This is a genomic window from Candidatus Rickettsiella viridis (genome assembly GCF_003966755.1).
GTDB lineage: Bacteria > Pseudomonadota > Gammaproteobacteria > Diplorickettsiales > Diplorickettsiaceae > Rickettsiella_B > Rickettsiella_B viridis.
Genome location: NZ_AP018005.1, coordinates 948,539 through 971,544, shown reverse-complemented (window position 1 = coordinate 971,544; position 23,006 = coordinate 948,539). Strand labels below are relative to the sequence as shown.

26 protein-coding genes are annotated in these 23,006 nt (G+C 40.9%); 12 read left to right on the top strand and 14 right to left on the bottom strand.

Annotation, left to right across the window (positions count from 1 at the left end; genetic code table 11):
- Nucleotides 1-17 precede the first annotated feature (17 nt).
- On the bottom strand, nt 18-254 hold the full coding sequence (locus DMP02_RS07380; RefSeq protein WP_232019619.1) for an STAS domain-containing protein: 237 nt from the start codon (nt 252-254) through the stop codon (nt 18-20).
- A gap of 193 nt (nt 255-447) precedes the next feature.
- Here DMP02_RS07380 and DMP02_RS04500 point away from each other — a divergent pair, with 193 nt between their 5' ends.
- Complete coding sequence (locus tag DMP02_RS04500) at nt 448-1,035, top strand: hypothetical protein (RefSeq protein ID WP_126322874.1); 588 nt, start codon at nt 448-450, stop codon at nt 1,033-1,035.
- A gap of 186 nt (nt 1,036-1,221) precedes the next feature.
- Here DMP02_RS04500 and DMP02_RS04495 read toward each other — a convergent pair whose 3' ends face one another.
- Both DMP02_RS04495 and DMP02_RS04490 read right to left on the bottom strand, forming a co-directional pair.
- The gene (locus tag DMP02_RS04495; RefSeq protein ID WP_126322873.1) at nt 1,222-1,548 is read right to left on the bottom strand and encodes a hypothetical protein; all 327 of its coding nucleotides are present in this window, start codon (nt 1,546-1,548) and stop codon (nt 1,222-1,224) included.
- Nucleotides 1,549-1,748: 200 nt separating this feature from the next.
- Entirely contained in the window at nt 1,749-2,663 is a 915-nt protein-coding gene (locus DMP02_RS04490; RefSeq protein WP_126322872.1) for a hypothetical protein, read from the bottom strand.
- Between the two features lie 224 nt (nt 2,664-2,887).
- Between DMP02_RS04490 and prfA the strand changes: the two genes are divergently transcribed.
- The 5 genes from prfA (at nt 2,888) to DMP02_RS04465 (ending at nt 8,019) form a co-directional block, all read left to right on the top strand.
- Entirely contained in the window at nt 2,888-3,970 is a 1,083-nt protein-coding gene (prfA, locus tag DMP02_RS04485) for a peptide chain release factor 1 (protein ID WP_126322871.1), read from the top strand.
- Nucleotides 3,971-4,137: 167 nt separating this feature from the next.
- Nucleotides 4,138-4,467, top strand: coding sequence for a hypothetical protein (locus DMP02_RS04480; protein WP_126322870.1), 330 nt, complete (start codon nt 4,138-4,140; stop codon nt 4,465-4,467).
- A 7-nt stretch (nt 4,468-4,474) separates the two neighbouring features.
- The gene (prmC, locus tag DMP02_RS04475; protein ID WP_126322869.1) at nt 4,475-5,317 is read left to right on the top strand and encodes a peptide chain release factor N(5)-glutamine methyltransferase; all 843 of its coding nucleotides are present in this window, start codon (nt 4,475-4,477) and stop codon (nt 5,315-5,317) included.
- A 539-nt stretch (nt 5,318-5,856) separates the two neighbouring features.
- Nucleotides 5,857-6,348, top strand: coding sequence for an RNA polymerase-binding protein DksA (gene dksA / locus DMP02_RS07260; protein ID WP_126323503.1), 492 nt, complete (start codon nt 5,857-5,859; stop codon nt 6,346-6,348).
- A gap of 183 nt (nt 6,349-6,531) precedes the next feature.
- A complete protein-coding gene (locus DMP02_RS04465) occupies nt 6,532-8,019 on the top strand; it encodes a nicotinate phosphoribosyltransferase (RefSeq protein ID WP_126322868.1) in 1,488 nt (495 codons plus the stop codon).
- A gap of 18 nt (nt 8,020-8,037) precedes the next feature.
- Here DMP02_RS04465 and DMP02_RS04460 read toward each other — a convergent pair whose 3' ends face one another.
- Nucleotides 8,038-9,303 carry a hypothetical protein gene (locus DMP02_RS04460; RefSeq protein WP_126322867.1) on the bottom strand — a complete coding sequence of 422 codons (1,266 nt, stop codon included), beginning with the start codon at nt 9,301-9,303 and terminating at the stop codon, nt 8,038-8,040.
- A 94-nt stretch (nt 9,304-9,397) separates the two neighbouring features.
- On the opposite strand from DMP02_RS04460, the gene DMP02_RS07455 reads away from it, so the two are divergent.
- Together DMP02_RS07455 and DMP02_RS07450 are read left to right on the top strand one after the other, a co-directional pair.
- The gene (locus DMP02_RS07455) at nt 9,398-9,667 is read left to right on the top strand and encodes a cysteine hydrolase family protein (protein ID WP_269471422.1); all 270 of its coding nucleotides are present in this window, start codon (nt 9,398-9,400) and stop codon (nt 9,665-9,667) included.
- Nucleotides 9,668-9,671: 4 nt separating this feature from the next.
- Nucleotides 9,672-10,013, top strand: coding sequence for an isochorismatase family protein (locus tag DMP02_RS07450; protein ID WP_269471431.1), 342 nt, complete (start codon nt 9,672-9,674; stop codon nt 10,011-10,013).
- 170 nt (nt 10,014-10,183) lie between these two features.
- Here the strand turns inward: DMP02_RS07450 and epmA are convergent, their stop codons facing one another.
- From epmA to rsmD, 5 genes are all read right to left on the bottom strand, one after another.
- Complete coding sequence (gene epmA / locus DMP02_RS04450; protein ID WP_408608712.1) at nt 10,184-11,164, bottom strand: elongation factor P--(R)-beta-lysine ligase; 981 nt, start codon at nt 11,162-11,164, stop codon at nt 10,184-10,186.
- A 16-nt stretch (nt 11,165-11,180) separates the two neighbouring features.
- The gene (gene dotB / locus DMP02_RS04445) at nt 11,181-12,311 is read right to left on the bottom strand and encodes a Dot/Icm type IV secretion system ATPase DotB (RefSeq protein WP_126322865.1); all 1,131 of its coding nucleotides are present in this window, start codon (nt 12,309-12,311) and stop codon (nt 11,181-11,183) included.
- Nucleotides 12,286-13,134 (bottom strand): type IV secretory system conjugative DNA transfer family protein, encoded by an 849-nt coding sequence (locus DMP02_RS04440; RefSeq protein ID WP_126322864.1) that lies wholly within the window; start codon nt 13,132-13,134, stop codon nt 12,286-12,288. Before DMP02_RS04440 ends, dotB begins: the two co-directional genes overlap by 26 nt.
- Nucleotides 13,121-13,609, bottom strand: a complete 489-nt coding sequence (gene dotD / locus DMP02_RS04435) for a type IVB secretion system lipoprotein DotD (protein WP_126322863.1) — start codon at nt 13,607-13,609, stop codon at nt 13,121-13,123. The genes DMP02_RS04440 and dotD overlap by 14 nt, the downstream gene beginning before the upstream one ends.
- Before the next feature lie 70 nt (nt 13,610-13,679).
- The gene (rsmD, locus tag DMP02_RS04430) at nt 13,680-14,252 is read right to left on the bottom strand and encodes a 16S rRNA (guanine(966)-N(2))-methyltransferase RsmD (RefSeq protein ID WP_126322862.1); all 573 of its coding nucleotides are present in this window, start codon (nt 14,250-14,252) and stop codon (nt 13,680-13,682) included.
- 225 nt (nt 14,253-14,477) lie between these two features.
- Between rsmD and ftsY the strand changes: the two genes are divergently transcribed.
- Entirely contained in the window at nt 14,478-15,467 is a 990-nt protein-coding gene (gene ftsY, locus DMP02_RS04425) for a signal recognition particle-docking protein FtsY (RefSeq protein ID WP_126322861.1), read from the top strand.
- Nucleotides 15,468-15,596: 129 nt separating this feature from the next.
- Complete coding sequence (locus DMP02_RS04420) at nt 15,597-15,782, top strand: rubredoxin (protein ID WP_126322860.1); 186 nt, start codon at nt 15,597-15,599, stop codon at nt 15,780-15,782.
- A gap of 39 nt (nt 15,783-15,821) precedes the next feature.
- Here the strand turns inward: DMP02_RS04420 and hemJ are convergent, their stop codons facing one another.
- A complete protein-coding gene (gene hemJ / locus DMP02_RS04415) occupies nt 15,822-16,244 on the bottom strand; it encodes a protoporphyrinogen oxidase HemJ (protein WP_126322859.1) in 423 nt (140 codons plus the stop codon).
- 52 nt (nt 16,245-16,296) lie between these two features.
- Between hemJ and hemF the strand changes: the two genes are divergently transcribed.
- Nucleotides 16,297-17,211 carry an oxygen-dependent coproporphyrinogen oxidase gene (hemF, locus tag DMP02_RS04410; RefSeq protein ID WP_126322858.1) on the top strand — a complete coding sequence of 305 codons (915 nt, stop codon included), beginning with the start codon at nt 16,297-16,299 and terminating at the stop codon, nt 17,209-17,211.
- Nucleotides 17,212-17,647: 436 nt separating this feature from the next.
- Here hemF and DMP02_RS04405 read toward each other — a convergent pair whose 3' ends face one another.
- A complete protein-coding gene (locus tag DMP02_RS04405; RefSeq protein ID WP_126322857.1) occupies nt 17,648-18,886 on the bottom strand; it encodes a tyrosine-type recombinase/integrase in 1,239 nt (412 codons plus the stop codon).
- A 141-nt stretch (nt 18,887-19,027) separates the two neighbouring features.
- On the opposite strand from DMP02_RS04405, the gene DMP02_RS04400 reads away from it, so the two are divergent.
- Nucleotides 19,028-20,620 (top strand): hypothetical protein, encoded by a 1,593-nt coding sequence (locus tag DMP02_RS04400; RefSeq protein WP_126322856.1) that lies wholly within the window; start codon nt 19,028-19,030, stop codon nt 20,618-20,620.
- Here DMP02_RS04400 and pdxT read toward each other — a convergent pair.
- The 3 genes from pdxT to DMP02_RS04385 all read right to left on the bottom strand — a co-directional run bounded on the left by pdxT (nt 20,594) and on the right by DMP02_RS04385 (nt 22,920).
- Nucleotides 20,594-21,169, bottom strand: coding sequence for a pyridoxal 5'-phosphate synthase glutaminase subunit PdxT (pdxT, locus tag DMP02_RS04395; RefSeq protein WP_126322855.1), 576 nt, complete (start codon nt 21,167-21,169; stop codon nt 20,594-20,596). The genes DMP02_RS04400 and pdxT overlap by 27 nt on opposite strands.
- A gap of 2 nt (nt 21,170-21,171) precedes the next feature.
- Nucleotides 21,172-22,038, bottom strand: coding sequence for a pyridoxal 5'-phosphate synthase lyase subunit PdxS (gene pdxS, locus DMP02_RS04390; protein ID WP_126322854.1), 867 nt, complete (start codon nt 22,036-22,038; stop codon nt 21,172-21,174).
- A 63-nt stretch (nt 22,039-22,101) separates the two neighbouring features.
- On the bottom strand, nt 22,102-22,920 hold the full coding sequence (locus tag DMP02_RS04385) for a YihY family inner membrane protein (RefSeq protein WP_126322853.1): 819 nt from the start codon (nt 22,918-22,920) through the stop codon (nt 22,102-22,104).
- Nucleotides 22,921-23,006: the final 86 nt, after the last annotated feature.

Here is a 23,006-nt window from a genome sequence, read left to right as displayed (position 1 = left end):
AGTTGTACATCGCTGCCTTACTTGACAAGTTGATTGATCCACTGGTTGAGTTGCCAAGCGCCACTTGAGTCCATGGCGCTAATTGCACTCGCATCCAGAATAAGTGGGGATATTTTTTGTTTATTTATTTTTTTAAACGATAAGTCTAAGGTTTTTTGATTTATGCCCGCTAATGTCCATGCGCCCAAGCATTGTAATTGGCTTTTTTGGCCGGCTATAAATGAAAGTGAGGCGCGTGGTGTGGGATTTGACATAGTTTGTGATGTTAAAAAGGTAGCTTGGAAGTTAGCATGCTTTTTATTGCAGAGGTTTTTAGAGTTTAGTCTATCACTAAAATTAATAAGCTTGAACTTGTTTATTTTATGATCAATGACGGCTTGAGAAAATTTTAAGGATCAATAATTATCATGGCACTTAGATTGCGTATGAAAAGGAGGACAATTGGTTATGAATAATAACGTGGATAATACTAAGCAAACAGATGATAGAGCTATTGAAACCCTACTTTCGGCTCTAGAAGAGGATTTAAATAAGGAAGCAGGGCTTGATAAAAATGAAGATCCAGACGACGATATTTTTGAAGTTTTTTTTGCAGATTTAGACGAGTTAAAATGTATCTTTGCTTGCAAAGAGGTAACACCTAAGCATATAGAGTGGTTTTTGCATTCAGACTTATTCGGTTTTATGGCAGATAGTGTAGAGTCTTTCACTGTAGCGCCAAAAGATATTTATAAAGCCTTGTTAAGAAACGTTAATATTGAAAAAAAAGAATACTTTATGGAGCACAAGAAGGTATTAATAGAAAAAGCTAATACGGCGATAAGAGAGGAAGAGGCTTTCGATCGCAGAGAGTTTTTTCTTATTTTAAATGCCAAAAAAAATGATTTTAAAGCCAAATTAAAAGCCGCAAATCATCCGAACAAAAATACTTTTTTTAACCGCAACGCGCGCGAAACAGCTGCACTTTCACCCCTCGCAAAACGGGCAATATTCAATCATCTCACACAGTTAGCTTACGCACCAATAAACGAGTAGCTTTGCCCAAGAAAAATTTTGCTGGTTGCCTTCCCGAAGTTTATTCGCATAACGTCGCTGTATTTTAAGTGGATAAATCAACTACAGGGGGTTATTCACTTGAAACTAAAAATGAGAGATTATTTAAGCGGGACGCTTAAAAATATCCCTTCCTTTGGAAGGGATATGCGAATATTGCCTTTTTTATTAAAAAGGTTGTGATGTGTGCCAATAGATAGTAGCACCGCGGTTAGGTATTAATTTGTTAGTTGCTAAATAATGATATTCGCTGCATACATAGCGATACTGGCATGAAGCAATATTTGTACAAGCGCGTGGTGTAGCACCGACTCTGGATAGTAATTGACGTATACTTGCCGAGTCATAGTACGATCCAGAAACAAACCCCGCTTTTTTTATTAAGCCTGCATCAAATGCACAAGCACTTTGGCCTGAGTGGGCTGCATTAGCCACATTGATGCTACTTAATAAACCCATGCAAATAGCTGAAGCCATTACTAATAATTTTTTCATACTATTCCCCTTAGGTAATATCAGTAAAACCTTATAGCGCCCGCTATAGAGGCTTACTCTTTTTTAGAATAGCTGATGAATGCGGAAGATTCAATTTTAGGGGGGCTAGATGCCTATTTTTGAGGGGCATGAAGTGATGCGCTAGTTTCTGCCCCTCAAATAGGTGTTCAAAAATTGCCGTATTTTCTATACCATGCCTTTTACCGACTGAGAGCCAGTAAAGTAGGGCTGGATTCCTTTTCTGGTTTAGATGTTTCTTCCTCCAAGCGGCTTATATAAGAAACAAACGTTGGTTTCGTGCTTGCCGGGCTTTTCTTAGCGAAAAAGGAGTGGGCAGAGTATGTCATTGCTTTTACAGTACTGCTCACTTCTTTTACAGCACTGCTCATTTTATGACGTACCTGCGAAAGAGAGGAGGTAAATAGTTCCGTTTTCGAAGGGTACAGAACTTTGGCTTCGGCACTCATCTTACTTAGATGTTCAACGTGTGTTTTTTTCTCAGCTGTCAGCTCTTTGAGGCCATCGCAGGCTTTCTCTAACGATATTTGATTAGAGTTTATATGTTTCATGCGCCATTCCATCGCGTCTTTTCCTTGCATTAAAGCCTGCTTTTGCAGGGGGGCATGATCGATATCTAAATAAAACCTTAGGGCTTTAAATGCGGTTGCTTGCAGGTCTAGGACAGCGAGTAAGCGCTCGTCAACCTTAGCTTTATTTTCTGCGCTGAGCGGGTTGTATCTATTCCAGAAGTCAATCGGACTTTGATGGTTACGTGTCGCTATAGCGCTTATGGGCAAATCCTTTAAGTGAATGTCGGGTGTAGAGGGTGGTTGCAATAGGCCACGTTGATTAGCTAAGGCACTAATGGTTAGCGCATACTGAATCTTAGGGGATTTTTTATCTTTACTAAATTGTTGAAATTTTGCTAGCTCTTGCATTTGTGTCATATAAAGGCGAGGGGTTCCTTTGACAGCTGTTTCTGAGGAGAATGTTCCATTACGCACTTGCTCTGCAAATTGCTTATTTGACTCAATAATTTTATCTACCGCACTAATAAACTCTTCTGGCTTTCTGTATCGTTCAGCAAGTGCTTTTTGAGTTTTATCTTTAGACATATTATTTTCCTCGTTTTTTATTATGAGTAATTATAAAGTTATGTAATTTTTATCTCCTGCAGGAGTAAGCCAGTTTGTTCTCCTCTTATCTAATTAATTGAAATAGCTAACACGTTCTAAGATAACATTCGGTTATTAACAAAAGCTTAAGTTAAAGGCTGATAAAAAAGTATTAATCATTCCATCTCGACTTGATGCTTTTCTTTAGGTATAAAGAGGGTCTTATGAAGACCACTTTATTAAAAAGACTCACGGCGCTTGTTGAGCGTTATGAAGAATTAACTGCGCTGTTAGGCGATATTGGTGTTATTAATGACCAAAATCGTTTTCGTGAACTTTCTAAGGAATATGTTCGCTTAGGTCCCGTCGTACAATGTTTTCAGCAATATCAAACAAACTTGAATGTCATTACGCAAGCAGAACATTGTTTGCAAGATGCTGATCCCGAGTTACAACAGTTAGCACAGGAAGAACTTAAAACAGCTCAGCTTAAAAAGTCTCACTTAGAAGTTGAGTTAGAGCACTTGTTGATACCTCAAGACCCCAATGATCAACGCAATGTATTTTTAGAAATTCGTGCGGCAGCGGGTGGTGATGAAGCGGCCATTTTTGCAGGCGATTTATTTCGTATGTATTCACGTTATGCGGAGATGCAAGGATGGTCGGTTGAAATTATTCATAGTAGTCCTAGTGAACAAGGGGGCTATAAAGAAATTGTTGCGCGTATTGCCGGCAGTGATGTTTACTCACACTTAAAATTTGAATCGGGGGCGCATCGAGTACAGCGTGTGCCAGAGACAGAGGCACAAGGTCGTGTACATACCTCTACGTGTACCGTCGCGATATTGCCAGAAATAGAAGCGATGGATGAAGTGACGATTAATCCCGCCGATTTGAAAATTGATACCTTCAGAGCCTCCGGGGCTGGTGGGCAGCACGTACAAAAAACAGATTCAGCGATTCGAATTACCCATATTCCATCAGGAATAGTGGTTGAATGCCAAGACGAGCGTTCGCAGCATAAAAATCGTGCGCGTGCCATGTCGTTATTACAAGCGAAGCTGTTATCGGCACAACAGGAAAAGCAGCAGCGAGAGGAAGCGCAAACACGGCGAAACTTAGTGGGGAGTGGCGATCGTTCGGAGCGGATACGCACCTATAATTTTCCACAAGGTCGCTTAACCGATCACCGGATAAACCTAACGCTGTATCAATTATCTGATATCATGGAGGGGCATTTATCGCCGGTGATTCAATCGCTGATTAGAGAATATCAGGCCGATAGGTTGGCTGCGATGGGTGAATAAACTAGGCATTTGTGTCGTTCCGCAGCCGCCGTCCCAGGGGATTGACCGCTCTCCAAGGACGTCGTCCCGCGGCTTGACCGCGGGATCCATACTTTTCTTTGAATCTTCGGCGAAAGCCGAGGATGACGATGAGGTGGCAGTGTAATGAATGTAATAAAGGAGATAGTATGTTTCGATCATTAGCATGGGCATTGATCATCATGTTATTGCTTATTCTGGGTGGGCATATTGCACTTGCTTTGCTCGGTGGTGCGGTGACGATTAGCTTAACTATATGGGGCCTTTTAGTGGCTTCGGTTTTTTTCTTTTGTGTGAGTATTTTGTTGTTTTTTATTTTGACCTGGACCGGTGTTTTGGTTTTAGGGTTTATTGCGGCCGTCTGGACCGTATTCGCCATTTTTTTATTCCCTGTCTTAATGCCCGTTTTGCTGCCCTTATTTCTTATTTTGTTTTTTGTTTCGTATATAAGACGCAAGCAAAGTCCTCGTTCTGAGTAGTGTTTAGATGTTATTACAATCATTATGGCGTTGGGCGGTCAAAGAATTAATCCCAAGCAGTACAACCCCTTATTTAGACGTGGAACTTTTATTGGCCATTTGTTTGGGCTTGACGCGTGCGCAACTCTATAGCCAGCCTTCATCTACAGAGCTATCGTTTTCGCAACAAACCGTTTTTAAAGAGTTACTTAGACGCAGGAAACGAGGAGAGCCGATAGCCTATTTAATTGGCGAGCAGGAGTTTTGGTCTCTCTCTCTGGAAGTCACTCCAGCGGTACTTATTCCACGTCCTGAAACTGAGTTATTGGTTCAGTTATTACTAGAAAACTATACGCATGCACCAAGAAAAGTTGCCGATTTGGGCACCGGTTCTGGGGCTATTGCATTGGCATTAGCAACGGAAAGACCTGCTTGGCAACTTCTTGCCACAGACTATTATCGTGATGCTTTACAGCTTGCTGAACGGAATAGACGGCGTTATAACATAAAAAATGTCGGATGGCGTCAAGGTGATTGGTGTGCTGCTTTTCAGGTAGGCGAACAGTTTGATGTGATTGTCAGTAATCCCCCTTATCTTTCTAAGCGTGATCCCCATCTTCGTTCTGAGTTGGCTTTAACTTTCGAACCAAAAATGGCATTAATTGCCGATAAAAATGCCTTAAAACACTTAGAAACCATTATTCAGCAATCCTGTCATTATCTATTGCCAGGCGGACAATTATTTTTAGAACATGGTTACGATCAAGCCGAGTTTGTTCGTCAACTCTTTTTGAAATACGGCTACCATAGTCCACAACAACATAAAGATTTAGCCGGTCACCAACGAGTTAGTAGTGGAAAATGGCATTAATTGAAAATATGATCTATAAATCATTAATAAAAAGAAAATGCATGGTAGGGTTCGTAAGAATGAGAAGTGATTGCCATGCAGAATTATTTTTGGTATAGATGTGTTTGGTTTTTTTAAGTATGCCAATTCCGGCAGATTGTAAATTCTCAAGGAGAACTTTTATGGCAGTGAGAAAAGCTGCAGCTCCAAAGCGACGTAAACGCCGCACAACAGCTGCAAAAAAATCCACGACTACAACACGTAAAAAATCTACGAGAAGAAAGAAAAGAGCAACAGCTGCTAAGCCAGTACGTCGTCGTAGACGAAAAACAGCGGTAAAAAAAAAGCCTAGTAAAAGCAAAGCCCCGAAAAAGACGTCAAAAAAAAGCTCAGGTACTAAAATCAATAGAAAACCTAGAAATGTAAAAAAGAAAGCAAGTACGGTTCCAGAGTCGACGAAAGCTATTCGGGCAACCGCTAAAAAAAAACAAAGGCAAGCAAAGTCTGATTCCCAGGCGCTACCTGTAGTAGAACAACAACCATCACAAGAAAAAACTAAAATGGCAGAACCTAAAAAACTTAAGAAACGGATACAAAAACAAGCTCCATTAGCAGAAATAAGGTCAGAATCAGTAAAAGAAACTGATTTAAATATAGCGCCTTATAAGGAACGGCCTGGGGAAGACTACATGAGTGTAGACCAACAGTCGCACTTTAGACGATTATTGCTCCAACGCAAACGCATGTTGTTGGAAGATATGGGACGTACCGTACATCATTTACAGGATGAGGGTGCCTCTTTGCCTGATATCAGTGATCGTGCGACGCAAGAAGAGGAATTTAATTTAGAACTACGCGCTAGAGATCGTGAGCGTAAGTTAATCAAGAAAATTGAAGATGCCTTACATCAGCTAGATGAAGGGCACTATGGATTTTGTGACAGCTGTGGTGTTGAAATTGGTATTCGTCGCTTAGAAGCGCGGCCTACCGCCACTTTATGTATAGACTGCAAAACTTTGGATGAAATACGAGAAAAACAAATGGGTGGTTAGTTTTTACCCAAGGGGCGGATATTTTCCCGCCCTTGCTGGGATTATTTCTATACTCTTCGCACTTGAATTTTTGTCTGCGTTCCCGCTCAACTCGCAATCCTCATGTATTTTGTATACACTCCGGTTGCTCGATTTTCGCGGCGCCTTGCCAAAAATCTAATTGCTGTGAGTCCATGTGAGTATATGTCGAATTCATTACACCAGCTTTATAAATCATCTCTCGTTTTATTAACTGACTTTTATCAGCTTACCATGGCTTATGGCTACTGGCAGGCCGATCTTCATGAACATGAAGCCGTTTTTTACCATAGTTTTCGTAAAGCACCTTTTGCGGGTGGTTATGCGATTGCGGCGGGTTTAGGTACGCTGATTGATTATCTCGCTTTGTTTCATTTTTCCAACGAAGATATTGATTATTTAGCCGGGCTGAAAGATTCTAATGAGCATGCGTTGTTTAGTAAGCCTTTTTTGGATTATCTGAGTCAGCTTAAATTCAGTTGTGATATTGATGCCATAGAAGAAGGTTCGGTGGTATTTCCTCATGAACCTTTGTTACGTATTAAAGGTCCCTTATTACAGTGTCAATTACTTGAAAGTATTTTATTAAATATCATCAATTTCCAAACGTTAATTGCCACCAGTGCGGCACGCATTGTGCAAGCGGCAAATGATGAACCAGTATTTGAATTTGGATTACGCCGTGCACAAGGATTTGATGGGGCCATTATGGCAAGTCGTGCCGCTTATATTGGCGGTTGTATAGCAACCTCTAATGTGTTGGCAGGCAAACTATTTGATATTCCGGTACGAGGTACTCATGCGCATAGTTGGGTTTTATGTTTTGCATCGGAATTAGATGCCTTTCGTGCGTATGCAAAAAGCTTTCCGGACCGCTGTATTTTTTTAGTGGATACCTATAACACACTTGAGGGTGTAAAAAATGCTATCAAGGTGGCGGATGAATTAAAACCACAAGGGTTCCATTTAGCGGGCGTGCGTTTGGATTCGGGTGATTTAGCTTATTTGAGTAAAGAAGCACGTCATCTTTTAGATAAAGCAGGTTACAAAGACAGTCTTATTATCGGGAGTAACGACTTAAATCCCTCGGTGATTAGCAGTTTAAAAGGGCAGGGCGCCAAAATTAACACCTGGGGTGTAGGCACGCATTTAATAACCGCCTATGAACAGCCCGCGTTAGAAGGCGTTTATAAATTAAGTGCGATTAAATCGTCTAAAAAAGCGAAATGGGAATATAAAGTTAAATTATCTGAGCAGGCCATCAAGATTTCAACACCGGGTATTTTATCCGTACGTCGTTTCTATTGGGACAGTGAGGCTAAACAGGCGATGGCAGATGTCATTTATGATGAGCAGCAAGGGATTTCAGAGCCTTGTACTATTATTGATCCTTTAGATCCGACGCGACGTTGTCTCATTCCACGCGATACGCCTTATCGTGAGTTGATGCAGCCGATTTTCAGAAAAGGCCAGTTAGTTTATAAAAGGCCTTCTCTGCAAGTGACGCAAGAAAAAACCAAAGGCGAACTTAAACAATTCGATGAAACCATCCGTCGACTTTTAAATCCACATCAATACCCGGTGGGTTTAGAAGAAAAGCTCTACAATCTGAAGCTACAACTTGTTTTAAAAGCAAAAGGTTTTTTGAGATAACGTGTAGTTTCAGCGCATTTAATTACATTTAATAGCGGGTGTAGACGTTAGCGTTTGATCGGTATCGACTATTTCTTGTCTGCAAGGTGGTGAGAAAAAAGAATAATGCTGTATTTTTTCCTTAAACTCAGAAGAGTATCCTAGATCCTTAATAACAAGTTGTAATTCTCCGACTAGCTTGTCTAGGTCTAAAGTACGTAAATGACTTAATTGCTCAAGGTTTAATTCCCTTTCTAATCCTAAACCGTTGATAACATCGCGTATAAAAGACAGGTTATCTTTATTGCCAGACGATTTAAATCGTTCTGCAAAGTCTTTTATTTCTTCCATTTGCAGTTGTTTTGCGGCTACTTCACCTTGTTTAATTTGCAATTCTTTTTCGCTAACATCCGTTTGAGGTTTTTTACCAAGTGTTTTATCTTCTTCAATCTGAAGTTTTTTTGCAATGGTTTCATCTTGTTTGATTTGTAATTCTTTAGCCGGCAGTAATACATTGTAATGCTGACTATGTAATATCAGATGGATATCCACTTCATTGCGGTTTTCAGCTGCTATGCGGGTAGACGCATGTGCTTGTAATTCACCTTTGTTGGTATAAATCTGTACACCGATGTTATGATGTTTAAGGTAAGGCGTTATATGCCGGATATCTACAAAGGCACCTAATGTTTGTAAGGATTTTAAATGATCTTCTTGCTCTGATTTTATTAGTTGCTGTATTTCAGCATCATCACTAGCGCTGATTGTTTCTAGATTCAGATTTTCATTATTAAATGAAATGATATCTTGTCGTAAGCAAGCATTTAAAAAATAAAGAACACTATCATCCTTGGGTTTATTCGTTGTTTGAGAGGAGGAAAGTTTTAAATAGAGTTTTTCTAATTCACTTGCTTCAGATGAAGATAGTGTGGCGTTGTTTTTTTCAAGTAGTAAGTAGAGACGATTATGTTCTTCTTGACTTAAAATCGGCGCAGTTGGCGTATTAGCCTCTTTATTTATAAAGAAATCCTGTGAAAACGTATCCAACTGATCTATCGTCAGCATTTTATATTGTTCAATAAAGGAATGAAGCGTAGCGGGCTTGTTTAAGTGATAGACTTCTTTAACCTTACCCTCATTTCGATTGACAAGTTCCTGAATAAAATGAGCTACCCATTCTTTTTTATCATGCAGCATACCTTGAGCAAGTAAAGATTGAATAATGGATCGAAGCGCACAATTACCATCGCCTAGAGCGGCGAGTACATGCAATTCTTTTTGAGCGATTTCTGCTTTAATCGGCATGGCTTTAGCTTCTTTAAGGTGGATCAATGATAAATATATTAAGCTATTATAATATACAATAGCTTAAGTAAAACTTAACAAAAGTACTTCTTCTATGAAAAAAGCACTAATCCTAGTCGATCTGCAAAATGATTTTATGCCGGGGGGAAGCTTAGCAGTGCCTCAGGGTAATGAAGTGATCCCCATTGCGAATGCCTTACAAGCGCATTTTGAATGTATTGTCGCCACGCAAGATTGGCATCCAAAAAATCATGGCAGCTTTGCCGTCAATCATGCGGGTAAATCAATCGGTGATTGTATTGAATTAGCTGGATTGCCGCAGGTTTTATGGCCAGTGCATTGTGTGCAAGGCAGAGGGTGCTGAGTTGGTGGCTGATCTTAAGCAGGATTGCTTAAGCAGGGTATTTCAGAAAGGTTCTGATCCACGCATTGATAGCTATAGTGGCTTTTTTGATAATGGCCATCGTAAATCAACCGGATTAGGCGATTATTTAAAAGTGCAGTCGATCCGTGGTGTATATATTATGGGCTTAGCCTTGGATTATTGTGTTAAATATACCGTACTTGATGCGTGTCAGCTTGGATTTAAAACCTATTTGATTGAAGACGGATGTCGTGCGGTTAATTTAAGTCCAGAAGACGGGACTATGGCGATTAAAGAGATGCAAGCTGCGGGCGCTACGGTTATATCGTCATTGCAAGTGCCGTAGGCACGAAGCAATCTAGAGTTACATATTGCCCTACTGGACTGCCGCGCTACGCTCGCAATGACGTGATTAAAAGAACCACCGTCATGGCGAGCGAATGAAATGAGCGTGGCCATCCAGTTTATTGGACTTTTTGGAATGCCACGTGTCTGCGAGATGCGCAATGACGTGATTTAAGCGCGTTCTATAGGAAAGCTGAGCACCTCATTAATAGCGTTTTTCTTAGCCGCTAGCATGATCAATCGGTCTACCCCTAGTGCTACACCCGCACAATCGGGCAGGCCCTGTTCTAAGGCCGCTAAGAGGCGTTCATCGATAGGTACCAGCGGGTAACCCGCTTTCTCGCGTTGTATTAAATCATTCTTAAAGCGTTGACGTTGTTCTGATGCTGAACTGAGTTCATGAAATCCATTCGCTAGCTCTAATCCTTGAACATAAACCTCAAAGCGTTCAGCCAGTGCTGGTTTTCCAGGCCGTATGCGGGCTAATGCCGCTTGTGAGGCCGGAAAATCATAAATAAAAACCGGGTGTTTTGGTAGTTGCGGTTCGATGCAATGCGTCATTAAGAGGTTTAACCAATCATCCTTTTCTAATTCTAAGGGAATTAAATTTTCTGTAGCAAGTTTAAAACGATGCGCTGTTTGCTTTAATAGTTCAAGCGATGCTTGATGGGGATCAATTTGTAGATAATGCTGAAATAATTCAGCATAGCTGAAACGTTGTGCGCTCGGACAATCCAGAATAATTTTAAGTAAACTTTCCATTTCATCCATGAGATCATGATGATTAAAGCCAGGCCTGTACCACTCTAACATTGTGAATTCAGGATTATGGTTATGGCCTGATTCGCCTTGATTACGAAAGGCTTTACACAGTTGATAAATAGCGCCACTGCCAGCAGCCAGTAAGCGTTTCATGGCAAATTCAGGCGAAGTTTGTAAATAAAGCGTTTGTTTTTGCTCAGAGTTCGCAAAATGATAGTCGGTTTGGAAACTTTGTAAGTATTTATCGGTAACGGTCGCTTGTGATAGCAAGGGCGTTTCTACTTCTAAGACCTGCCGCTCTGCGAAAAACTGTCGAATACGGCATAAGAGGCGAGCACGTAAATGCAGCGTGTTTAGTGAAGCAGTGGGTTGCCAAGCATCTAATTGCACCGCGTCTAGATTAGATTCAAGCATCTTGACTGGCTCGTTCTTCCGTCATGATTAAACGTTTGTATTCTCGTTCTGCAATAAGGCCGGCATCGAATTTGCGTTTTGCATCGACGGACATCGGTTGCCCATGCTCTTTTAATAAACGCCGTGTGGTGGCACTAATATTTTCAAGCTTCGAATCAATTAATTGATCACGTAATTTTTCATCGAAGATTAAAAACTCACGCAGTGCGACGCGCTTACCATCCTTGGTTGGAACCAGTTGCTGCCAAACGACGACGCGGATGGTTTCGATAATATCGATCATGCGGCCATGCGCTTCGTCAGCAGGAAAAGAATTTACTAATCGGCGTAGTGTTTCAGCTACACCGTTACTATGCAGCGTGGTGTAAACAGGGTGGCCTGTCAGCGCAGCTTCTATGGCAGCACCAATGGTTTCTGGATCACGTGCCTCTCCGACTAAGATAAGTCGGGGTTTACGGCGGAGGGCATTGCGTACACCGGCTGCAAATGAAGGTAAATGTCTTGGAACCTCAGATTGACTGACAATGGCGCTCGGTTTATCAATCGCGTCATACACAAATTCAATCGGTGCTTCATAAGTAAGGATTTTACGGTGACTGTCTTCTTTTTCAGCCAGATCACGGATAATCGCGGCTAATAAGGTACTTTTTCCTGAGCCGGTTGAACCGGTAACGTAAACAATGCCTTGCGAGGGTGATAAGGATTGAATGAGTGCCGGTTCTAAATTGAGTTCGGCTAGCTTGGGCGGTGTACTGGGGATGGTTCGGAAGGTAATTTGAATCGCATCATGACCTTCGACTAAGCAGCCGGTTGCATTAACTCGGAAACGATAGCGCTCATGTCGATTAGGACGAAATTCATAATGGGTATCGATATCAACACCACTTAAAATTTGTGCGCTGCCATTGGGCCCATAAATCAGGTTGAGTATCTCAGACACTTCGGTATTGGATAGTTTGCGTCGCGTTATTCTTAGCAAACGACCATAGACTTCTGCAAAAACAGGTTCGCCGGTTTGTAAGGTGATGTCAGAAGCGGAAAGTTTTTGACAATGAATCAGTAGATCAGCCAAGCAAGCCGGCGTAAAACGTACCGGTTCATTGCTGAGTTGGGCTGTTATCATGAGTAATGACTGGATTCCATTGGCTGGCTTTGGGCTGTAATTTAGGCAATGAAGTGATTCTAAAGATCTGATCATTGATATGTAAATTAGAATCATCGCCAGTTACACCTAGATCCGTTTGCGCTACAAAAGGCTTGCTGACCATACCCTTCAATAAAAGAGAACGATAGAGCGCCATACCGGTATAGTCTCTGGTAAGACGTGCTAAGTTATCACTAAAAATAGAGTTTGCTTGGTTAATACCATCTTGCCAACCTAAGGTGGCATAGTTTCGCCAAATCGCACGTTCTTCAGCTGTTTTGGGTAGAAAAGCGGGTAATGGCATGTCAGGTGCTTGATAGTCCATCCATAGGTAGTTATGCCATTGTGGAGGAGTCGTCGTAAAATGCGCTTGACTCACAATTTGATAAACGCGATCGTCAATGCGTAAAGTTTGTGGATCCGCTAAATTTAATGAGCTATTGCCTTGAACGAGTACCGGCGGCACGACATTATGCTCAAGTAGCATTAAATTGAAGTTAAAAATATGATCAAGATCGCTAGCGCTCTTTGTTAATAAAGCATTAATGTTTTTAGACCGCCATGCCAGTCCTGCTTGCGCACCGACACTCATCGCAACGTCTTGTAATGCTTGTACATGCAGTTTATTCATATCCGCTTTTTTGGCCGGCATGACTTTGGCATGTAAATCTTGTAATTGCGATAAACTATTGAGGTTACCAACGGTCTTATAATTAGGTGCTACCGTACTGCAACCGGCTAATGAGGTTGACACTAAAAAGCTAAAAAAATAAGTAAGATATTTGAACTTAGTTTTTAGCATAGCGTAATTCTATCGTTTGGATGCCGGGGTAGACGGCTATGTTGGCTTTGACACCGGCTTGTAGATCAGCATTGCGTACGATATAGGATAGGGGTGTGTTTTGTGAAGAAATGGTCACTAACACTGGAATAGCCGGATGATGACCAATGACTTCGAGCTTATAATTAGCGAGTTTTGCAATACGTTCTAATAATGGCTCAATAGGACCCGACCAATCGACGGAAGCGGTAATTTTTTCTAAGCCGGATGACGTAGGGTAAGGCAATGGTTTAACTGGCGGGTTAGAAGCCTTTTCAATGGTTTTAAGTTCGTTTAATGATTGACTAACCGAGCGAGCCGCTTCAGCAAGCTGAATGGCCGCTGTGTCATTGGATTGCGGAGCAATAGAGGAAGGCGTAATGGAGCTTGATAAGGTTTGTGTGCTAGAACAACCTAGCAATAAACTCATCATAAACAACGCTGTTATTTTTTTCATGATATCTTATTTTACTTAGATAAAAACCCTATACACCTAGCGCGCATTGAAACAAGAAGGATATACAAAGTCAAGCATCAGTTCTAATCAAGCTATACTGGACTTGACCGGCCGTTTTGCAATGACTTATCTGCCAATGTTCAGGTAAAGCAAACTTTTCTAGCGATGCTTCTGACTCTATATAAATAGTACTTTTTTCAATGAGTAACTTTTCTTTGACTAACCAGCTACAGGCTGACTCAATGAGATGCTTGTGAAAGGGCGGGTCAAGAAAGATGAGATTGAAAAGCGGAGTGGTTGATTTAAATAAGCGGGCGGCGTTAAACGGAAAGCCAATCTGATAAACAGAGGCGTTGTCTTCAGCCGCTAATTGTTTGATCTGTGCTTTTAAATAACGGAACAGGGGCAGAGACTGCTCTATAAAGGTAACCGATTTAGCACCGCGAGAAAGAGCTTCAAAACCTAATGCGCCACTTCCTGCAAACAAATCTAAGCAATGGGCGTGGGCTAGAATCGGGTCTAGCCAATTAAATAGGGTTTCTCGTATACGATTGGGGGTGGGGCGCAAATCGGGTGTGGCTGGGAAATTTAGTTTTCTTCCGCGCCAAGCGCCACCGATAATTCTAATTTGACCTTTTTTCATGTGAGCAATTTAAACTGAAGGCTCAGGGTCCTGTCGTCTGTTACGTTTTTTTGATGGCTTACGCCACAAAAGAAAGCGTAACCAGACGCCACCCTTCGCGCTTTTTAGATTAAGTATTATGTTGTACATAGAGATCGTTATTTTATTGCTTTAATTAGGCCGTGTCATTTATTATCTTATCGGAAGTAAGTTGAGTCGGCGCAAGAAGAAGGTGGTGTGAGCGTAATGTTTAAATTTTTAAAAAGAAAAGAGACGTCTGATGAGCAGGTACAACCAAAAAAACCTGCTTTTTTTGGCCGTTTAAAAGAAAGTTTGCAGAAAACTCGCCACCAGTTGGTTGAAGGTCTGGCAAATCTAGTATTAGGTCGAAAAACCGTTGATGCGGATTTAATCGAAGAGATTGAAAATTTACTGTTGAGTGCCGATGTAGGCGCTTCTGTTACTGAAGAAATTATTGATGCGTTAAACCATCAGTTAAAGCGTAATCAGTTAGCGGATGGCAAGGCGGTTTGGGCGGTATTACAACAACATTTAATGAGTTTATTACAGGCGTGTGAGCAACCCTTACAAATAAATTCTGAACATAAACCCACTGTGATTTTAGTAGTGGGTGTTAATGGCGTTGGGAAAACGACCACTATAGGAAAATTAGCGCATTATTTTAAAAAACAAGGTGAACAAGTGATGTTGGCGGCCGGCGATACCTTTCGTGCGGCGGCGACAGAACAATTGGCGGTATGGGCAGAGCGAAATCAGCTGCCATTGATAGCGCAACATCAAGGCGCGGATAGTGCCTCTGTAATTTATGATGCGTTACAGGCGGCTAACGCAAGAAATATCGATGTGTTGATTGCGGATACGGCGGGTCGTTTACATACTAAAGATAATTTAATGCAAGAGTTACACAAGGTAAAAAAAGTATTAGCGAAGTTGGATGCAACCGCACCACATGAAACCTTGTTGGTGCTGGATGCCAGCATTGGCCAAAACTCCTTAGTACAAGCCGAGGTTTTTCATAAAGCCATTCAATTGACCGGTGTAGTACTGACTAAACTGGATGGTTCTGCAAAAGGCGGGATGATTTTTTCAATTGCCAAGAAACTTAGCCTACCGATTCGCTTTACCGGTTTAGGTGAAGGTATCGAAGATTTACAGCCTTTCTCATCTAAAGTGTTTATTGATGCTTTGTTTGATATTAATAAAGTAACTTCATAAACATGATTTCTATTGAATAAAAATTTTGCTAAAACGAATGAATTTCTTTATATTCTAAGCCGGTGGGTACTAAATAGGGTATCCTGTGGTCATGGCTTTAACGTAGCGCTATTTAAAAAGAGTTGAAAAATGCAAGAAAATGCTCAGGTATTTAGAAAGTACATGTGTTTACTATGCGGATGGGTTTACGATGAGGAAAAAGGAGATGCCGATGAAGGGTTGGCACCAGGGACTCGTTGGGAAGATATTCCAGTGACATGGCGTTGTCCTGAATGTGGGGCGATGAAAGAAGATTTTGAAATGGTCGAGCTTTAACTCAAAAACTCAGGTCCTGCCTTTTTAGAGGCAGGAGGTCTAAAAAGGTCTTATCTCGGCAAGCAGGATAATGATAATCAGCATTAAGGTCGGAAACTCATTGAAAAAACGATAAAATAGACTGGAGTGTTTATTTTTATCGCGTTTAAAATCCCTGCACACTTTTCCACAATAAAGATGAAACATAATCAATAGCAGCACGCAAAATAATTTTGCTTGCATCCAGCGGGCGTGTAAATAATACGCAGGTGAATAAGCGATTAACCAAACCCCCAGTAATAGGGTTATTAAAGCCGCTGGGAGCATGATAAAATAATAGAGCCTATGCTCCATTATTTTAAAGCGCTCGGTGCTAATAGCGTCATTCGCTTGCGCATGATAGACAAATAAGCGTGGTAGATAGAATAGGCCGGCAAACCAGGCGACCATGGCAATAATATGGAAAGCTTTAATCCAGGCCATGAGTTATTATTTCTCCGCTGCGGCAATTTAAACATTATAACAGTATAAAAAAATGAATTATGAGCTAATAATTCCAGAAATTAAAGATTATTTACTACAGTTACAAACAAACATTTGTTTCAGCTTAGAAACAGAAGATAGCCAACAGACATTTATAGCCGATCATTGGCTGCGTGAAGAAGGCGGCGGTGGAAAGACCTGTGTTTTGGCAGAAGGCGCGGTGATTGAGCGTGGTGCGGTTAATTTCTCGCATATTTCCGGCGCTAAATTGCCGCCCAGCGCTACGGCACGACATCCCCAATTTAATGCCACGCCTTTTCAAGCCTTGGGTCTTTCTTTAGTTATTCATCCACAAAATCCCTATGTGCCAGCTGTGCATATGAATTTACGTTTTATTACATTGCAGCGAAGCCCTAAAGAAACACCGGTTTGGTGGTTTGGTGGTGGCTTTGATTTAACACCGTATTATCCTTTTCTAGAAGATTGCCAATATTGGCATACGGTAGCTAAAGCGGCATGTGATCCGTTTGGCGAGGCGCTTTATCTGCAATATAAAAAAAATTGTGATGAGTATTTTTATTTAAAACATCGAAAAGAGTCGCGTGGTATCGGCGGTCTTTTTTTTGATGATTTGAATCACTGGGATTTTCAGACTTGTTTTCAGTTTGTACAAAGCATAGGCGATCATTTTTTAAAGGCATATTTACCGATTATGCAGCGCCACAAAGACAAGCCGTATGGTGAACGAGAGAGACAGTTTCAAGCGTATCGACGCAGTCGATACGTAGAGTTTAATCTGATTTATGATCGCGGCACCTTATTTGGGTTACAAAGCGGTGGGCGTGTCGAGTCTATTTTGATATCCATGCCACCGGTAGCTAATTGGAAATATAATTGGCAACCCGAAGCAGGTTCGGCCGAATCAACACTAACAGAACAGTTTTTAGTGCCTAGAGATTGGGTTTGATTAGTTTTTTATTTTATTCTCCCATCTCGAATTTGTGCTTGGAGCTCCCAGGATTTCATCTGCTGAGTTATATAATTTTTAATTTCTTCTGTTTGAAAGGGATAGGTTATTTTATCTAATCCAAACTGAGCGCATACTTCCTTGAAAATAGCTTCATTAGTGTCCTCGATAGGTGGATTGGGTAAATATATATTCATAATTGTAAATTAATTTTTTGTTGTGGCTTAAAGATTATTCGGAGTTCGTCATGCCATGCTTGGCTGTGCCCACAGAGGTTGTCGTCCCGCGGCTTGACCGCTTTGCTCAAGGACGGCGGCCGCGGGACGACGTCCTTGGAGAGCGGTCATCAAACCATGGAAAGACGTCCTTGGGCAAACGGTTAATTCACTTAAGTAGCGGCTACAGGACGACGGCTATTTTTAAAATAATAACGTAGCTAAGCAAGTGGATCTAATTTTTTCTTTTTTGCAGAAGCATGTCGCGCGCGCATTTCTACATCGATGTATTTATCTGTAATAGCACTGGAGCTATGGCCTGCATCGTCACGAACATGTTCACGAGGTCGGTGTTTTACATCTTCTGAAATACCGGTATGTCGTAACCAATGCACGGTAGCCGTTTTTAATTCCATGGCTTCTTCTTTTAAGCCATCTTTGACCATACGCTCATAGGCTGCATCAAAGCAGCTTTGTACAATGCTACGAATTTGGCGCGTACTGCTGAGGGGCGCATTGCTACCCGATTTACTAATTAAAGGCGTTTTTTCGCCGCGACTGGGTAGTGCCGGTAAACCTAAGTATTGGCGATAGCGTTTCAGCGCTTTGAGCATATCATCGCTCACACTGATTAAGCGCTCTTTATTACCTTTACCGACGGTCATAAACCACCAATTGCCATCGTTATCTTTTTGGAAATGGCCCATTTGTGGTTCCCAACGCGTGGAGGCGGCTAATTCAGAAACGCGTAAGTACATGCCATAAAGTGCTTTCATAATAAATAAACTGCGTTCGTGTTGCGCCGGTGTTTGTTGCGCCAATATTTCTACGGTTTCAATGACATAAGACCACTGTAATTCGCTGAGACGGCGAATAATCATGTTGGTTTTTTGTTGGCGAATAAATTTACTTTTTTGTCGAATTTGTGCCACGGGATTGAAGCCCATATAATCTTCTTGAATGAGATAATTATAAAAGCTGCCACAGATGGCAAAAATGGCCTGCAAACTCTTTTGCGATAAAATAAATTTCTTTATTTCAGGCACGCTGCCTTCACGGCTCGCTAATTTGTTGACCGTGGCTACAAAGGGTTTCCACTCAGGATGTGGTTTTCTAGCACCTTCCTGTTCAATATAGCGCGCGACGGTTTTGGTGCCTATCCAATGGTTGGGTGGCTTTTGGCAAAAGCTAACAAAGCTCTCAAAGTCATCGCGGCGAATGTCTTTAATGGATTTGTTTGCGACAAACCAACTCCATTGCAGTAATCGTTCAATTTCACGTCGATAAGCGTTAAACGTTGCATCACTGCCGCGATAGCTATAGAGGAACTGCAGTGCTTGCTGATAATCACTTTTTGCAAAAGGAAGTTTCTGTGCTTGCTGGCTAAGATATTGCTGAGCTTGTTTGGGATCAGAAAAGGCTAAATTATCAAAAAGTGGGATGGGGGCGTGTAAAGTCATACTATCTTGACCTGCAAAATAAAAGCCTTATTAGTGTAGCAAGTTTTTGCTGAAAACATTATTTTCTTTCTTAAGCTTTTATTAATGATTTAAAACAAATATTCGATATAATGCAGCGTCATTCTATGACGGGCAAAACGAATGATGGTCAGAAGCCGCGTTGCGTATTTTTGGCACTTATCGCTCAAATATTTGGAGCGCCGTCGTGCGGCGCTAGAAAAGACAATAGAGCATATCACTTCTTCCGAATTTTGGCGTCTTTTTGCCTTGGTAGGAAAGCGCATTATTAGCATTGCTAAAACTTTCTCCAAGCTTCCTTTTCTATTTACACCATTGCTTTACGCATTACATTTTCTACGCGCGAGTTTAAGGGTAGTCAATTATTTTCGTAAGACAAAAAATAAAAATTTAGGTGAAACACGTAAGCTTTTATTTTCTGCGTTTAAAATGACCATGGCAATTACTGTTTTTGTGTTATGTTTTTTTATGCCGGTGCCAGCTGTTCTTCTGACATCATTTCTTCTCTATAGTGCTTTAAAATTGCTTGATAGCGCAGGCGTCTTTGTTTTTAGTGTCGTCGCGCACTTTAAGATCGATGAAAATTTGCCAGAAAACCGATGGCGGCGTGCTCAGTACTGGGATAATATCAAGAAACACATGAGTATATTAGCGCCAGGTATTGCAATGACGCTAATGACAAGCATTCTTTTAGCCGGCAGCGTAGCGGGCATCGTTTGGACAAGTCCGGTTATTTTACTCGCGTTAGCCATTGCTAGTGTTGTCACTGCCGTATCGCTAGCTTATGTTTCGGGCCTTATTTATAGCCGCCAGACGAGTAAAACGGATGATGCAAAAGCGGCTTATCATGAGGGTATTAAAAAATTTGCGAAAGTTTTTGTGCCTTGGTTAGCCTGTTGCCTGCTTGTTGGGGTTAGTTGTGCGCTTCCAACCGTGCCAGCATTAGGACTTATCTCCGCTTTTCTGGTTTTATTTTATTTATATGACGCCGTTAATTCTTCTTATTATTATTTTAAAACAAAATCCGATCATCCTAAATTGCCTGCTGATGTCATAACAAGCAATTCTTTAGAGAGTCATCCTTTACGATGTTATTATGCCAGTAAAAACCCTTTATTTTCTTTAAAGAAAAATACAGCGGTAGAAGCTAATCATATTGTGCTGACAAAAGAAGCATTAGTTTACGTGCATGAATTAAAAAATAAACTGTATCAGTTAGAAAAGGAAAAGGGATTGGGATTTTTGCTAGAAAAATCAAAAATAGAAATAAAAATAAAGTATATAGTCTATGGATTAGCTAAAACCTTAAAAAATGGAGAAAATGATAGCGATTATTTAATGGAATTATTAATAAAAGTGAAAAAAGAATTTGATCAGGATACCGATAAATTAGCTGACAAGCCATTAAATTTAAATACCTTGCAAAATATTAATAATATTAATAACTTTAAAAAAGAATTAGATGAGTTGATCAAATATAAACAGGATTGCGATGTATCAATTTTCAACGCTAATAATGTATTATTAGCGTTGTTTTTTGCTTATACGGATTCAGAAAGTTTGAATAAGCAGCAGCCGCCACCGTTTTTTCATCAGTCTTTTTTCCGTAGTACGGGTAGAGCGACGCTATTTTGGCGAACGTTTGAGTACTGTCAAAATACACAGCAGGTAGAGAAGAAAGAACTAAGATTAGAAAATAACTGCCTCATGCGCTAAGACTTGCTGTATAAAATAGCGATGTAAGGTGTTATCGCGGCTTAATTCAGGATGAAATGTAGCGGCAATACAGTTATTTTCTTGAACAGCCATGGGCTGGTGGTTATGAGAAACTAATATGCTAACGGTGTTATCGATAGCCGTAATTTTTGGCGCGCGTATAAACAGCATTTCGATCTCGCTTTGTGTTGCTAAGTAAGTGCCTGTTGCAATGTGACTCGCTAATTGTCGTCCATACGCATTTCTTTCTATGGTCATAGAAATACGATTAAGTGTGGCTTGAGAAGGCGAGCCTACCTTTTTGGCCAGTAAAATAGCGCCCGCGCAGGTACCTAAGATAGGTTTTTTATAGCTTAGTAATGTGTCCCATAAGTTATTTTCTGATAATAGTTTGATAAAAACGGCGCTTTCGCCACCCGGTATAATGAGCGCACCGCTATCGTTAAGCTCATTCGGGTGGCGTACGTAAGAATAGCCAACGTTAAGTTTTTTTAAACACTCGGCGTGTGCTTGGTAACCACCTTGTAAGGCTAAAATACCGATATTCATACTTAAGCGGGGCAGGTTTCTAACACTTGAAAACCCGACATGGCTTCTAATAAATCCATCGAAACATTGCGTAAAATATCGGGGTTATCAAAATGGGTGGTTGCCATCACAATCGCTTTGGCACGTTTTTCAGGATCGGCCGATTTAAAAATGCCTGAGCCTACAAACACACTTTCTGCGCCTAATTGACGCAATAATGCGGCATCAGCCGGTGTAGCAACACCACCAGCCGAAAAATGTGGCACGGGTAATTTAGCGTTTTCTGCCACCCATTGTACTAATTCTAACGGTGCACCTAAATTTTTTGCTTTAGAAAACAGTTCTTCTTTTTTTAAAACCGAAAGTTGTTTAATTTCACCGCTAATAGCACGCATATGTCGGACGGCCTCAAGGATATTACCTGAACCGGCTTCGCCTTTGGTGCGTATCATGGCAGCACCTTCAGCAATACGTCGTAATGCTTCACCGAGGTTGCGGCAGCCACAAACAAAAGGAACCTTAAAATTCTGTTTGTCTATATGACATTCATCATCGGCTATGGTTAATACTTCACTTTCATCAATAAAATCAACCTCAAGTGCCTGGAGTATCTGTGCTTCAACAAAATGACCAATACGTACTTTAGCCATCACCGGGATAGAAACAGCCGCCATAATGTCGCTGATAATTTGTGGTGAGGCCATGCGTGCAATGCCACCCATTTTACGAATATCGGCAGGAACACGTTCTAAAGCCATGACGGCACAAGCGCCGGCTTGTTCGGCAATGCGTGCTTGTTCTGCCGTGGTAACATCCATGATCACACCACCTTTAAGCATTTCAGCAAGACCTATTTTTAAGCGGTATTGAGGATTATCAAAAAAATTCATGCGTTGTTTCTCCCTTAGGGAAAATTTTCATTAGTGGTATATTGTACAACAATTTCTATCCATTTAAGTGCGAAGCGTTTGTACCGTTAAAGAGTAACTGATGACCGCACCGAGTAAAGTAATAACCCAGCAGATATAAATCCATACTAAAAAAAGTGGAAAGGCTGATAGCGTGCCATAAATGATTTTATAAGTAGGGAAGTAATGCAGATAAAGACTAAAGGTGTATTTAGCGCTCTCAAACAAACAGGTAGCAATCAGCGCGCCGATCAATCCATAACGAAAAGGGACTTTACAATGTGGTACTAGAGTATATAAAAAAGTAAATGCAAAAATGCTGAGAAAAAAGGGTAACCATAATAAAAAGGATTTACTAATTAAACTTGACTGCAAGAATGGCAGCGGTGCAAGATGCGAAGATAAGAAGAGTGCAAGTCCAATCAGAATAGGAATGAAGAGTAACGCGGTCCAATAAAGTAGCGCGGTTAACGTCCAGTGTCGCCGCTGGTCGGTTTTCCAGATGTTATTTAAGGTTTGTTCGAGTGTAAACATCATCATTGTCGCGATAATAATCAAAAAGATTAAACTGATCACGGATAATTGACTGGCTTGCGCAACAAAGTTAAGTAGATAAACTTGAATACTTTTTCCTGTGCCGGAGCTGGCTAAAAAGTTAGTAAAAATAAAATCTTGGACTTGGTGGCTGATGTTTTTGAAGCGGTGAAATTTGGCTAAAATACTGAAACCCAGTGTCATTAAGGGAATTAATGACAGCAATGTGGTGAAACTCAACGCAGCGGCACGGTAACTGCAACCGGTATCATTAAACTGCTGTAGGCTATGATGAATGAATTTTGAAGCGACTACGAATTTTTGTTTCATAGAGGAGTTCTTGATGAGCAATAATAGAGAGTCTGTGTCTTCTATATTATAGGAATGCTTTACTCTTCGCACTTGAATTTTTGGCT